Below are 12854 nucleotides of genomic sequence, written 5' to 3'. Positions count from 1 at the left end.
ACAGGCATGACAGAGCGCAGAGTTGTCATCGTCACGGGTGGCGGGACGGGCATCGGTGCCGCCACCGCCCGGCAGTTGCGCGCGGCCGGGCACGAGGTGGTCGTCTCCGGGCGTCGCCCCGAGCCGTTGCGCCGCGTCGCCGAGGAGACCGGGGCGCTCGCCCACCCCGCCGACGCCGCTGATCCCGCGGCCGTCGCGGGACTCGTCCAGGCGGCCACCGAGACCTACGGACGCCTCGACGGTCTGGTGCTCAACGCCGGGATCGGCCGCAGCGGAGCGGTCGGCGACATCTCCGACGAGGACTGGGACGCGGTCCTGCGCACCAACCTCACCGGCCCCTTCCAACTGCTGCGCGCCGCGCTGCCGCACCTCCTTGACGCGCGCGGCTCGGTGGTCGCCGTCGCCTCGGTCGCCGCGCTGCGCAACGGCGTGGCCAACGCGGCGTACGCGACGTCCAAGGCGGCGCTGCTCCAGCTGTGCCGGTCCCTCGCCGTCGACTACGGCAAGGACGGCCTGCGCGCCAACACCGTCTGCCCCAGCTGGATACGCACAGAGATGGCCGACCGGCGGATGAACCGGTTCGCCGAGGAGGCCGGGCTCGGGGACGGCGGCGCCGACGCCGCGTACGAAGAGGCGACGCGGCTGGTCCCGGCGGGCCGCCCCGGGCAGCCGGAGGAGGTCGCCGAGGCGATCACCTGGCTGCTCTCGCCCGCCGCCTCCTTCGTCAACGGTGCGACGCTCACCGTCGACGGAGGGGTGACGGCCGTCGATCCCGGAACGGCCGCGTTCGACTTCAGCATTGCGCCGCGCGGCGGGGGCGCGGGCCAGGCCGGGAACGCGGGCCAGGCCGGGAACGCGGGCTAGGAGTAGCGCTCGATGCGGAGTTGGGCCGGTGGGTAGGGCGCGGAGGAGGTCGTGCCCACCGACCAGTAGCCGCCGTCAGGGCCGGGGATCCGGGTCAGCGCCTCCGGCATGAAGGTGGTGGCGGTCTCCGGGCCCCGCTCGCTGACCCAGGCCGTGCCGTCCCACCGCAGATAGTGGGCGCGCTTCTGGTCCCAGAAGTCCCAGCCGGCGATCCGGTCCGGCCTGCCGTCGGCGTCCCCGACGATGCCGCTCAACAGGCCGACGCCGAACGGGGCCTTGACGTCGGTCCACTGCGTGCCGTCCCAGTGCTGCAGCGTGACGCCGGGCGGCTTGCCGGGCGGTCCGCCCACGCCGTACGCGAAACCGGTCAGCCAGATGTCGTCGTGCGCGACCGGCAGCAGACCGCTCACCGAGGCGCGGATCCCGAGCTGGCGTGGCACCACCGTCCAGGCGCCGTCCCACCGGGCGATGATGTCGCCGAAGACCCACACATCGCCGCCGGGCGCGACGTGGACGCCCGTCGGTGTGGGCGCGGCCTCGTCCGGCAGCGGACTGCACCAGCGCCATGTCCGGCCGTCGCCGTGCAGCAGCCCGGCACGGTCGCCGTGCCGCCCCGACACCCAGAAGTCGCCGTCGGTGCCGGACGCGACGTCCGTGAGCCGTGTCCCCGGCTCGCCCCGGCCGGGGAAGTCCGTCTCCCGCCAGGTCGTGCCGTCCCAGGCGAGGAGCTGGTCGTGTCCCGCCGTGTCGGTGCCGAGCGCCCAGGCCGCGCCGCCGGGCGGGCCCGCGGCGACCGCGCGCAGACCGCCGCTGTACGTCAGGTGGGAGAGGTCGGTGGGCGACCAGGCGGAGCCGTCCCAGCTGAGGGCGACCGGGGTGCCGAGGGTGCCGCCGTTGCGGCCCTGCTCGCCCACGGCCCAGGCCGCCGCGGGCCCCGCGGCGGCGACCGCGGCGAGATGGGCGGCCTCCTGCCCGGCCGGGGCGGGCACCTCCTGCCAGGAGCCGGCGGCTAACGGTCCGGTGGCCGATGTCCGTCCCGTGGCGGCGCCGGCCGACGGCAGGGGCACGGCCAACCCGGCGCCGGCGGCGGCAAGTCCACGGACGAATGCGCGTCTTCGCATGAAGAGTCCTTCCTCGGATGGGTGCCCGGTCACCCTGAACCGGGCGCCGTGCGGTGTCTATGCATGCGTATGCGTAATTCGGGGCGTCGGTAGGGTGGGCGGCTTGAGGAAGGTGACTTCCCTGAGGGGGACTTATGAGTGCCAGACCGAATCGATCGACGCGGACGAAGATCGCTCCGGTGAGTGTGCAGGTCTGTCCCGTCGGCCCCGTCGTCGACATCGTCTTCAGCCGCTGGGCCACGCCGATCCTCTGGACGCTCAACGAGTACGGCCGCCAGCGCTTCGTCGAGCTGGAGCGGGGCATCGAGGGGATCACCCCCAAGGTGCTGACGCAGCGGCTGCGGCAGCTGGAGCGCGACGGCCTCGTCGTCCGCACCTACTACCCCGAAGTGCCGCCGCGCGCGGAGTACGAGATCAGCGAACTGGGGCGCAGCCTCGGCCCGTTGTTCGCCACGCTCGCCGAGTGGTCCACCGCCAACCTGGACCGGATCGAGCAGGCCCGCATCGACTACGACGAGCCCGCGGAACGGCCGTCGGCTCAACACCCTTGATAACGTCGGGCGTTCACTGAGGGGTGGACACAGAAACATGACAGTAGCGAGCGGCACCTTCCGCATCGGCGGCGAAATCGGCGTACGGCGGCTGGGGTTCGGGGCGATGCGGCTGCCCACCGAGCACGGGGCGCCCCGGGAAGCCTCGATCGCGGTGCTCCGGCGCGCCGTCGAGCTGGGCGTCACGCTGATCGACACGGCGTTCATGTACGGATGGGGCGCCAACGAGGAGCTTCTGGCCGAGGCTCTGTATCCGTACCCGGACGACGTGCTCATCGCGACCAAGGTCGCCATCGAGCAGCCGGCTCCCGGTGCGGAGGCACAGATCAACGGGCGGCCGGAGTTCCTCAGGGACCAGGTCGAGCAGGCCCTGCGCCGGCTGCGGACCGAGCGGATCGAGCTGCTCCAGATGCACCGGCTCGACCCGAAGGTCCCGCTCGCCGATCAGCTCGGCGTGCTCCGGGAGCTCCAGGACGACGGCAAGGTCGGCCACATCGGCCTGTCCGAGGTGACCGTCGACGAGCTCGCGGAGGCGCGGCGGACCGTCGATGTCGCGAGCGTGCAGAACCGCTACAACCTGCTCGACCGCGAGCACGAGAGCGTGCTCGACGCCTGTGCCGCCGCGGGCATCGCCTTCCTGCCCTGGCGCCCGGTGCACCCCGCGGCATCGGCCGACACGGCCGAGATCGCCGCTGTGGCGGCCGAACTCGACGCCACGGCCGCGCAGATCGCCCTCGCCTGGCTGCTCGCGCGCTCACCGGTCGTGCTGCCGATTCCGGGCACCGCATCGATCGCCCACCTGGAGGAGAACGTCGCCGCGGGAGGCCTCCGGCTCAGCGACGAGCAGTGGCGGCGCCTTGACGGGATCGGGGCGCGGTGAGCCGCTACGGCTGCTCGGCGGGGCGGTCGATCCGGTAGAGGTGGTGAGCGCGGTCGTCGACGGGATTGTCCGGCTCGAGATCGACGTCGGCGACGCGGCGCATGCCCGCCTTCTCCAGGGCGCGCCAGGACGCGGGGTTGCCCACGTGGACCGGGACGAGCATCGCCGTCGCGTCGGGATGGTCGCTCCAGGTGGCCTCGATGACCGCCCGGAGCATGAGCGTGCCAAGGCCGCGGCCGGCCCGGCGGGGGTCACCGATGAGGTAGTCGATGGACACGGCACCCGCCGGCACCTCGGCCTGGTCCACCAACTCGGCCACATACTCGGGGTAGTCGGCGAGGCGGCAGCGCTGTACGAGACCGAACGGCTCGCCGTCGAGCAGCATGAGCAGGTCCTCGGACGGCTCGTCCCCGCGCGCCGCGGGACCGAAGTCACGCGCCACCGCCTCGGGAGAGGTCTCGTGGTTCCACCACCGTGCGACGTGCGGCTGCAGCAGCCACTGCCGCAGCAGCGGGAAGTCACGCTCGGCGAGCCTGCGCCAGGTGATCTTCGGGGCGCCTTGTGGGGTCGGGGAGTCTGGGCCGGTCATGGAGCCGACGGTAGTGCCCCCAGGCCGTTGGAAGTACCGCACATGCTCGCCCTGGCGGGGCCTGCCGTCAGGCGGGCGATGCACCGGCGTTCGAGGCCGTGATGGGAGGTATCCGTGTTCCGCGAAGCGGGCAGGGAAGGCCGACGACCAGGCCCGCTTCACGGAACACGGATGCCGTCCTGGCGGACCGCGCGTATGCGTCCCGCGCAGGCGTCCCGCGCAGGCGGATGAGCGGGCCGTCGCCCCCCCAGGCCGCACTCCACCTCGCCGCCGTCCTCATCTGGGCGCGGTGCCGACCGAGCAGGGATGACGATCAGCTGTCGCAGAAGAACAGTTCGAGATCCTCCATGGACCCCGGCCCGGTCAGGAAACCCTCGGCCTGGGCGATCTCCTTCTCCGGTGGTATCCGACGCTCTCGAAGAAGCTGCGTCATCCATTTCTCGCCCTGCCCGCCGATCGCATAGATGCCGGACAGCAGCGCGGCCATACCCGCAGGGCCCTTCGGACTGCGCCCGACGACGGGTTCGAGTTCCCACCCCCCTGCCCGGGCGGCAAGCCGGAGCACCCCGGCCCAATTGGCGATCCGCCCAATGCGTACGTGCCACGAGTCCTCGGTGAACGGCGCCGGCCGACCTCCGTGCAGGGCATTGGTCGCGGCCATGATGTCCGCCACCACCTGCCGCTCCACGGCATCACGAACCCAGCGCCCCTCCTGCGCTTCCTCGATGGCGGCCGCCCACCACTCCCATGCGCTGTCCAGCCGGGCCGTGAATGTATCCATCCCGGCAGAATCCCACGCGGCCCAAGAGACACCTCCTAGGGGTGCCACCGGGGCAAACCCTGACGCGCGACGGCCAGTCAGGAGGATGTGGCGCCAGGGGAGTGACGACAAGGCTGTTGCCCATGAAGAAGTCAACGCGAAACGCCGCCCTGCTCGCCGCATCGGCCGCCGTCCTCAGCCTCACCGCGCCGCTGACCGCGACAGCCTCAACTGCCGTTGCTCGCACACCTCTTGACTGGAAGAAGTGCGAGGGGAGCCGCCTCGACCCGCGCCAGGAGTGCGCGACCGTCGAGGTCCCCATGGACTACTCCGACCCCGACGGCAAGAAGATCGACATCGCCGTCTCGCGGATCCCCAGTGAGAAGCCGGAGGCGCGCCGCGGAGCCCTGTTCCTGATCCCCGGCGGGCCCGGTGGATCGGGCATCGACAACCCCTCGGGCAAGGGGCAGAAGCTGCCGCAGGACGTGCGGGACGCGTACGACCTGATCGGCCTCGATCCCCGTGGGCTCGGCCGCTCCACCCCGGTCAGCTGCGGCTTCGAACACGGCGACCTCGCGACATCGAGACTGCGCCCCTGGCCGGGCGCCGACGGGTCCATCACGGAGAACATGACCGCCGCGCGGCGCATGTCGGACGCCTGCGAGCGCAACGGCGGCGATCTCATCCGGCACATCAGCACCGCCAACGAGGCCCGCGACCTCGACCGCATCCGGGCGGCGCTCGGCGAGCGGAAGATCTCCGCGTGGGGCGTCTCCTACGGAACGTACGTCGGCGCCGTCTACGGCCAGCTCTTCCCGCACCGCACGGACCGCGTCGTGCTCGACAGCAACGACGACCCCGATCACACGCGGGTCTCCCGCGGTTGGGTCGCGGCGCACGAGGCCGGGGTCGAGGACACCTTCCCCGAGTTCGCCAAGTGGGCGGCGGCGCCCGGCAATCCGGACCGCCTGGCCCGGACGGCGGCCGAGGTGCGCCCCATGTTCCTGCGCCTTGCCGCGCAGCTCGACCGCGAGCCGATCCCCTGGCCCGGCGCCAACCCCGAGAAGCTCAATGGCAACGCACTGCGCCAGACCTTGCTCAGCGCGCTCTACGACCCCGACGACTTCCCCGACCTCGCCAAGCTGATCATCGCCGCACGCAAGGGCACCGTGCCGCCCGCGCCCCCGGCACCGCCCGAGGAAGTGCTGCAGAACGTCGTCTCGGTCGGCGCCGCGACCCTGTGCAACGACATCGAGTGGCCGAGGTCAACGGCCGCGTACGAGAAGGGAGTTGCGGAAAGCCGTGCCAAGTTCCCGCTGACCGCCGGGATGCCGCGCAATGCGATGCTGTGCGCGGCCTGGCCCTACCGGCCGAAGGAGGCGCCGGTCCGGATCACCGACACCGGCCCCTCCAACATCCTGCTCGTTCAGAACGAACGCGACCCGGCCACCCCGCTCGGCGGCGCCCTGAAACTCCGCGCCGCCCTCGGCGAGCGCGCCACCATGGTGACCGTCGACTCCACCGGCCATGACGCCTACCTCGCCAACGGCAACGCGTGCGGCGACCGGACCGTCTCCCACTACCTGGCGACGGGGGAGCGGCCGGGGCGGGACAAGTACTGCGACTAGAGCGGCTGTCGCGACCGGCGCGGTTCAGCGCTGCCGGTGACCGGTGCGGGCCTCGGCGGTGGTCTTCAAGTCGCCGAGCCAGCCTTCGAGACCCTGGCGGAGGATCTCGGTCGCGGCGGGGACGTCCGCCTCGACCTGGTCCCCGGTGTGGGTCTCTTCGGTGCGTACGAGGACACCGCCCTCGACCTTCGTGAAGGTCCATACGTGAACACCGTCGATGCGCAGTCCCTCGGCGATCCCGGGGCCGGTCCAGTGGATGCAGGAGCCGCGCTTGAGCTGCTCGACGGTCGAGGTGATGTCCAGACTGGTGGCGGGAGTCGCGGGGTTGGGCGGTATCGGGGTCGTCCACCGGAACGCCGAGCCCTTCCGCAGGGGGCCGTGATCGAGGCGTTCCACGGACGTGACCGGGGCCTGCCAGGACGGCCAGCGCTCCACATCGGTCTGCAGCTTCCAGATGGTGCTCAGCGGCGCGTGAATCACCTTCTCGGTCCGGTACCGGACGTCGGCCTTGGGATCGACGCCCTCTCCGCGGCAGGTGAGCGACTTGCCGGGGTGCGGGGTGGCTCCGGCGGGCACGGCGGCGGTGCCGAGGACACCGGCGACGGCGAGCGGGACGGTGAACAGGGCGGCGCGGATGCTGGTGCTGCGGATCCGGGACATGGAGGTCTCCTTGCTGGTTGCTGGTTGCTGGTTGCTAAGCGGCTATGGCGAAGTCCGGTGCGGTTCGGGTGTGCCCCGAAGGGGCGCGGGGAACTGCGCGGCCAGCCACGACACAGCCGCAGACGAGCGACGGCACCCTCGCGGCACTTCCCGCGGAGGGCCGCGTCAGCCATACGGCGAGCGGGATCGCGAAGGCGACGGCGACCGGCGTGGCCGCCCGCCGCACTGCCCGGTCGGGGACGCGGCGGAGCGCGCCGGCCACCGCGATCACGACCGGGACGCCTGCGACCAGGGCGAACTGACCGACCACCATGACGGGGACCGCCCAGGCGGAGACGGTCACCGGCAGCGGAACGCGCCGGACTGCGCGGGTGGGGCGTGACTCGACCGTGGTTGCCATGACGTTCTCCTCATCCGTGGCGTTACAGCTTCACGTGGTCGTTAGAAGTTGTAACTCGTCACGGGCCAGGCCGTCAACGGTTTGCGTGATAATCTCTAACTAAATCTTGAAGCTGTAGCCAAATGGGCGGGGAAGGTGGCAGACCATGGCGAAGACGGACGCGCAGACCCCGCGCGAGCGCTACCGCACCCAGGTGCGGGCCGAGGTCAAGGAGCGCGCGTGGGAGCAGATCGCCGCGGCGGGGGCGTCCGCGCTCTCCCTCAATGCGATCGCCAAGCAGATGGGCATGAGCGGACCCGCCCTGTACCGCTACTTCGCCGGCCGCGACGAGCTGATCACCGAACTCATCCGGGACGCGTACCGAAGCCTCGCCGACACCGTCCACGCGGCCGCGGCGGACGGTGCCGACCTGGCCGGCCTTGCACACGCCTTGCGGGACTGGGCACTTGAGGACCCCAACCGGTACTTCCTCATCTACGGCACCCCCGTCCCCGGCTATCACGCGCCCGAGGACATCACCGGCATCTCCTCCGAGATCATGGCCACCCTGCTCGACGCCTGCGCGGAGCTCGCCCCGGACGGCCCCGCGACGCCGTTCGGCACCCACCTGGAAGACCACCGGGACTGGGCAGGCGGCCACCCCGCACCGCCCGCGACCCTCCACCGGGCGCTGTCCTTCTGGACCCGGCTGCACGGCGTCCTGTCCCTGGAACTCGCGGGCCACTTCGCCGGGATGGGCTTCGACCCCGCCCTGCTCTTCGCGGCCGAACTGGACGACCTGCTGGCGCGGCGCACTTGACGTCACGCGCGGTACGACGTCCCCTCGCACCGGCGGGCGTGCGCCGCACGTCAGGCCAGCAGCTCCGCCGTGTCGAGATACGGCCTGCCGAGTTCCTCGGCGCCGAAGTCGAGGACGTAGAGCCCGGTGGACACCCGCTCGAGGAAACCCCACTCCCAGATCGCCGTCGCCGCCACCCCGCTCCGGGCAGCGAGCAGCGCGCAGTACGAACGGGCCAGGGCGGCGGCATCGCCTGCCAGCAGCTCCGGGCACCAGTCGCGCAGCACCACCCCGAGGTCGTAGGCGGGGTCGGCGAGGGACCCGTCGGGGTCCACGAAGACGAAGCCCTGCTCCGACCCGGCCCGGGGAGCGAGGGTGCGCAGCGCGTTCCCCGCGTGCGGGTCGCCGTGGACGACGACGCAGCGGTCGGGGTCGAACGCGGCGGCCTTCCGCTCGGCGAACTCCAGCGCCCGCGCCACGACACGCTCCGAACACGGCCGGCCAAGGCTCTCCCAGAGCCGCCCGACCAGCTCGCCAAGCGCCCGCGCCTTCTCCAGCGCGGGATCCACCGTCAGCCCCTCCGCGCGAGGCACACGCCAGGCCCGCCGCAGCAAGGCGCACAGCGTCTCCATCTGCTGCCGGGGCGGGAGCCCGAGCCGGTCCATCGGCGGCCCGAGGGCTTCCAGGAGCATCGCGTGACATTCGACGTCGTGGGCGAGCAGTTCCGCGTACCCCTGTCCTTCCGCGAGCCGAAGGGTGCGCACTTGGCTAGCGAAGTCGCCCTCCGGCAGGGCGAGTTTGAGCACCGCGTCCCGGCCGTCATGGGTGCGCGCGTGGGCCACGTACGAGGACGTTCCCCCGGCCAGTGGAGGGCCCACGCTGATCGACCACCGCCGCGCCAAGTCCTCCACGAGCCCGGGAAGCCGGCGGAGCCACGCCTCACCGAACCCTCCAAGGCTCATGGCCTTCCGGCGTACGACGGGCTGTACCTCGACTGCGTACTCGCTCATGGCGCTGATTGTCCGCGCGGCGCCGCGCACATGAGACGTTGGGCGTCCGCGGCGCCGCGTCCGCGTACGACCGACGGGAAGGATCAGCGAACCATGCCGGAACCAGTCGAGGCGCCCGTCATCCTGAGCAATGAACCGGGCTCCTTCGCGTGGCGGGTGCTCGCGGAGCGGCATCCGGCGCTGATCAAGAAGGTGCGGGACGCCTTTCCCTATGGGCCCGAGCAGCACCGCGCCCTTGACGCCCTCCTTGCGCAGGCGACGGACGGCGTCATCGAACCCCTCGGGCCCGGCGCGCATGACCGGGAGCTGTGGGAGGGGTGGGGGAGCGGCCACTTCGGCCGCTCGTGGTTCGATGTGCCCTTTCTCTGGGCGGAGAGTTACTTCTATCGCCAACTCCTCGAAGCGGTCGGGTACTTCGAGGCCGGCCCCTGGCAAGGGATCGATCCCTTCCGCCCGTTCAAGCAGGCGGAACTCCAGACCGTGGAGGCCGCGGAGGAACTCGCCGCGCTCGACCGGCCGGTGGACCCGGCGGCTCCCGAAGCCGAGGACCAGGCCCTGCTCCTCAGCGCCCTGTGGGGCAATCGCGCCGATCTGGGGTTCCGCATCGGTACGGAGGGCGACGCGGCCGATGCCGTCGACTCGGGGCTCGTGGCCGACCAGTCCGAGCTGCTGTGGTCCCTGCTGCCCGAAGGCGGCCGTGGCGCGCTGTGCCTGGTCGCGGACAACGCCGGGCGTGAGCTGCTGCCCGACCTCATCCTCATCGACCACCTCCTGAACCGGCAGCGGATCGAGCGGGCCGTCCTGCACGTCAAGCCGTACCCGTACTACGTCTCCGACGCGACCACAGCCGACGTGATCGACTGTGTGGGCCACCTGACCGCTGCGCCCGGCGCGGCGTCCGAGGTCGGCAGGCGCCTGTGGGCGGCGATGGGCAGCGGCCGGCTCACCGTCCGCGCCCACACCTTCTCCTGCGCCCCGCTGCCGTACGCGGAGATGCCCGACGACCTGCGCCAGGAGTTCGCCGACGCCACCCTGACGCTGGTGAAGGGCGACTTGAACTACCGGCGCCTGGTCGGTGACCGGCTGTGGCCCGCGAGCACGCCGTTCGCGGAACCCACGGCGTACTTCCCCGGCCCGGTGGCCGCGCTGCGGACACTGAAGTCCGACGTGATCGTCGGCCTCGACGCGCGGACCGAGGCCGCGCTGACCGCCGAGCACGGCCAGGCATGGCGTACGAGCGGGACGCACGGCCTGATCCAGGTGCGAAGCCCCAAGGACGCTTGAGGCCGGGCCGTGCTATTCACCCCGGCCGGCAGCGTTCTCCCGCTCGGCCGCCACGATGGCGAGGAGTCCCGGAAACCGCTGCTCGACGTCGGCCCTGCGCAGGGTGGCCATCCGGCTGTTGCCCCGTGAGACCTGCTGGACAAGGCCTGCCTCGCGCAGCGCGCGGAAATGGTGCGTGACCGTCGCCTTGGAGACCGGCAGTTCGAAGGAACTGCACGTCCGCGCCGTGCCGTCGGGCGCGGCTGCCAGCTCGCGCACCACGCGGCGGCGCAGCGGGTCCGCCAGCGCGGCGAGCACCGGGCCGAGCTCCATCTCCTCGACGGTCGGGTGACCTTCGTCGTCGGGCATCCGGGTTCCTTTCGGTGGGCGCGGCCCCGTAGGTACGACTTGCATCATACCTTCGGGGTCGCTAGCGTCCGGCAGGTACGAATTTCGCCGTACCTAGCGCCATCGACGTATCCATGTGCGTATTCATCGAGGAGAGAACCTTCATGACTCAGCCCTTCACGCTCGTCGGCATCGCTCGCCCCAAGCCCGAACGCGCCGCGGAGCTGAAGCGGCTCCTGCTCTCGTTCGTGGAACCGACCCGGCAGGAGCCCGGCTGCCTGCAGTACCACTTCCACGAGGACCGCGACGAGCCGGGCGTCTTCGTCTTCTACGAGGCCTGGCGCTCCCAGGGCGATCTCGACGCGCACCTGGACCTGCCCCACATGCGCGACTTCTGGGAGCGGCGGATGGACTACCTGGAATCCGACCTCGACATCCGCTACCTCACGATGCACAGCCCTTACTGACCGACTGATAGTGTGTTCGGCGTTCGTGTTCGACCGGATTGCTGAGGAAGTCGGGAGGTGGGGTTGATGACCGCGCTCAAGGCCGCTGCCATGCGCACCGCCCGGACCGCCCTCACGTCCCGGGTCGCGGCCTGACCTCAGCCGGATGTGCCCCGCCGGGAGCGTGAGCTCGCGGGGCGACACTCACACGAACCCACCATGAAACGGATTCGCATCCATCATGTTCACCATGCCCACCATGAGCGACGAGTGGATCACGCGCGCCGAGACCGGCGCTGACATCCCCGCCATCCGCGACATCGTCCTCGCCGCGTTCGACACGTCCGCGGAGGCCGACCTCGTCGACGCGCTGCGTGCCGACTCGTCCTGGCTGGACGGCCTTTCCATCGTCGCCACCGACCGGGACGGCAAGCCCGTCGGACACGCGCTGCTGACCCGCTGCCACATCGGCGACACGCCGGCCCTGTGCCTGGCCCCCGTCGCCGTGCTGCCCGGGTACCAGAAGACCGGTGCCGGGTCCGCGGCCATCCGTGCGGCGCTTCAGGCCGCCAAGGACCGGGGCGAGCGCTTCGTCACCGTCCTCGGGCACCCGGCGTACTACCCGAGGTTCGGGTTCTCGCGTGCCTCCGTCCACGGCATCGGCATCAGCATCGACGTCCCGGACGAGGCCATGATGGCCCTCGCCCTCGACGCCGCGCACCCGCTGCCCGGCGGCACCGTCCGCTACGCCGCACCGTTCGGCATCTAGCCCGATCCCGATCCAGGGCCCGCCGTGCCGGGGCTGCTCCACAGTCCCGGCACGGCTCCTGGCATCATCGAGGAATGTCTGACTTGATCATCGCCGCCTGTGACGGAGCCGCGAAGAAGAACCCCGGACCCGCGGCCTGGGCCTGGGTGGTCGCCGACGCCGACGGCACCCCGCGGCGCTGGGCGGCAGGACCGCTCGGCCACTCGACGAACAACGTGGCCGAACTGACCGCACTGGCCGAGCTGTTGGAGGCCACGGACCCCGCGCTCCCGCTGGAGGTCCGGATGGACAGCCAGTACGCGATGAACGCGGTCACCAAGTGGATCGCCTCCTGGAAGCGCAACGGCTGGCTGACCGCGGCGAAGAAGCCGGTCGCGAACAAGGAGCTCGTCGTACGCATCGACGCACTCCTGCAGGGCCGCGCGGTCACGTTCCGGCATGTCGCGGCCCACCAGGTGGACGGCGACCACCTCAACGCGATCGCCGACGTGGCGGCCAGCGACGCCGCCACCTCGCAGCAGCCGGCCGGCACCGCCCACGGCGCGCAGGAGATCCCACAGCCGCGCCCCGAGCGCATGACGGCCGCGCCCCGCGCACGCAAGGCCACCGCCGGACGCACCGCCAAGTCGGCCTCCGGCAAGGCGACTTCGGCCCCCGTCATCAAGGCCAAGTTCCCCGGCCGCTGCCACTGCCAGAAGCCCTACGAGGCCGGCGAGAAGATCACGAAGAACGCGCACGGCTGGGGCCATGTGGAGTGCCGGGACGCCTAGGGATCGTCCGGCGGATC

Annotated in this window: 16 protein-coding genes and 1 pseudogene; 10 read left to right on the top strand and 7 right to left on the bottom strand. The window is 71.6% G+C overall.

The annotated features are described in order from the left end of the window. The first annotated feature begins 6 nt into the window (after positions 1–6). Positions 7–864: an SDR family NAD(P)-dependent oxidoreductase gene (locus tag OG453_RS40940; protein ID WP_266873793.1), complete on the top strand. Its 858-nt coding sequence runs from the start codon at positions 7–9 to the stop codon at positions 862–864. Here the strand turns inward: OG453_RS40940 and OG453_RS40935 are convergent. Further along, on the bottom strand, positions 861–1985 hold the full coding sequence (locus OG453_RS40935) for a hypothetical protein (RefSeq protein ID WP_266873792.1): 1125 nt from the start codon (positions 1983–1985) through the stop codon (positions 861–863). The genes OG453_RS40940 and OG453_RS40935 overlap by 4 nt on opposite strands. 134 nt (positions 1986–2119) lie before the next feature. Between OG453_RS40935 and OG453_RS40930 the strand changes: the two genes are divergently transcribed. Then, positions 2120–2536, top strand: a complete 417-nt coding sequence (locus OG453_RS40930; protein WP_266873791.1) for a helix-turn-helix domain-containing protein — start codon at positions 2120–2122, stop codon at positions 2534–2536. 37 nt (positions 2537–2573) lie between these two features. Beyond that, positions 2574–3416, top strand: coding sequence for an aldo/keto reductase (locus OG453_RS40925; RefSeq protein ID WP_266873790.1), 843 nt, complete (start codon positions 2574–2576; stop codon positions 3414–3416). Between the two features lie 4 nt (positions 3417–3420). Here the strand turns inward: OG453_RS40925 and OG453_RS40920 are convergent, their stop codons facing one another. Further along, on the bottom strand, positions 3421–4005 hold the full coding sequence (locus tag OG453_RS40920) for a GNAT family N-acetyltransferase (protein ID WP_266873789.1): 585 nt from the start codon (positions 4003–4005) through the stop codon (positions 3421–3423). Between the two features lie 77 nt (positions 4006–4082). Here OG453_RS40920 and OG453_RS40915 point away from each other — a divergent pair. Then, a pseudogene (locus OG453_RS40915) lies at positions 4083–4232 on the top strand (IS5/IS1182 family transposase); the annotation flags it as partial. 86 nt (positions 4233–4318) lie between these two features. Here the strand turns inward: OG453_RS40915 and OG453_RS40910 are convergent. After that, the gene (locus OG453_RS40910) at positions 4319–4786 is read right to left on the bottom strand and encodes a hypothetical protein (RefSeq protein ID WP_266873788.1); all 468 of its coding nucleotides are present in this window, start codon (positions 4784–4786) and stop codon (positions 4319–4321) included. 122 nt (positions 4787–4908) lie between these two features. Between OG453_RS40910 and OG453_RS40905 the strand changes: the two genes are divergently transcribed. After that, positions 4909–6393 (top strand): alpha/beta hydrolase, encoded by a 1485-nt coding sequence (locus OG453_RS40905; RefSeq protein ID WP_266873787.1) that lies wholly within the window; start codon positions 4909–4911, stop codon positions 6391–6393. 24 nt (positions 6394–6417) lie between these two features. Here OG453_RS40905 and OG453_RS40900 read toward each other — a convergent pair whose 3' ends face one another. Then, positions 6418–7053, bottom strand: a complete 636-nt coding sequence (locus OG453_RS40900) for an SRPBCC family protein (RefSeq protein WP_266873786.1) — start codon at positions 7051–7053, stop codon at positions 6418–6420. A 34-nt stretch (positions 7054–7087) separates the two neighbouring features. After that, positions 7088–7453, bottom strand: coding sequence for a hypothetical protein (locus OG453_RS40895; protein ID WP_266873785.1), 366 nt, complete (start codon positions 7451–7453; stop codon positions 7088–7090). A gap of 145 nt (positions 7454–7598) precedes the next feature. Here OG453_RS40895 and OG453_RS40890 point away from each other — a divergent pair, with 145 nt between their 5' ends. Beyond that, the gene (locus OG453_RS40890) at positions 7599–8252 is read left to right on the top strand and encodes a TetR/AcrR family transcriptional regulator (protein ID WP_266873784.1); all 654 of its coding nucleotides are present in this window, start codon (positions 7599–7601) and stop codon (positions 8250–8252) included. A gap of 50 nt (positions 8253–8302) precedes the next feature. Here OG453_RS40890 and OG453_RS40885 read toward each other — a convergent pair whose 3' ends face one another. Next, the gene (locus tag OG453_RS40885; protein ID WP_266873783.1) at positions 8303–9241 is read right to left on the bottom strand and encodes an aminoglycoside phosphotransferase family protein; all 939 of its coding nucleotides are present in this window, start codon (positions 9239–9241) and stop codon (positions 8303–8305) included. A gap of 93 nt (positions 9242–9334) precedes the next feature. Between OG453_RS40885 and OG453_RS40880 the strand changes: the two genes are divergently transcribed. After that, complete coding sequence (locus OG453_RS40880) at positions 9335–10525, top strand: damage-control phosphatase ARMT1 family protein (protein WP_266873782.1); 1191 nt, start codon at positions 9335–9337, stop codon at positions 10523–10525. 12 nt (positions 10526–10537) lie between these two features. Here OG453_RS40880 and OG453_RS40875 read toward each other — a convergent pair whose 3' ends face one another. Beyond that, positions 10538–10873: a helix-turn-helix transcriptional regulator gene (locus OG453_RS40875; RefSeq protein WP_266873781.1), complete on the bottom strand. Its 336-nt coding sequence runs from the start codon at positions 10871–10873 to the stop codon at positions 10538–10540. Between the two features lie 143 nt (positions 10874–11016). Between OG453_RS40875 and OG453_RS40870 the strand changes: the two genes are divergently transcribed. The 3 genes from OG453_RS40870 (at position 11017) to OG453_RS40860 (ending at position 12837) form a co-directional block, all read left to right on the top strand. Next, positions 11017–11319, top strand: coding sequence for a putative quinol monooxygenase (locus OG453_RS40870; protein WP_266873780.1), 303 nt, complete (start codon positions 11017–11019; stop codon positions 11317–11319). 238 nt (positions 11320–11557) lie between these two features. Continuing rightward, the gene (locus tag OG453_RS40865; protein WP_266873903.1) at positions 11558–12067 is read left to right on the top strand and encodes a GNAT family N-acetyltransferase; all 510 of its coding nucleotides are present in this window, start codon (positions 11558–11560) and stop codon (positions 12065–12067) included. Positions 12068–12141: 74 nt separating this feature from the next. Next, positions 12142–12837 carry a ribonuclease H gene (locus OG453_RS40860; protein WP_266873779.1) on the top strand — a complete coding sequence of 232 codons (696 nt, stop codon included), beginning with the start codon at positions 12142–12144 and terminating at the stop codon, positions 12835–12837. The last annotated feature ends 17 nt before the right edge of the window (positions 12838–12854 follow it).

Origin of the sequence: Streptomyces sp. NBC_01381 (assembly GCF_026340305.1) — a bacterium.
Taxonomy (GTDB): Bacteria; Actinomycetota; Actinomycetes; order Streptomycetales; family Streptomycetaceae; genus Streptomyces.
The sequence above is the reverse complement of the archived record's forward strand: the minus strand, read 5'-3'. Positions and strand labels throughout refer to the sequence as shown.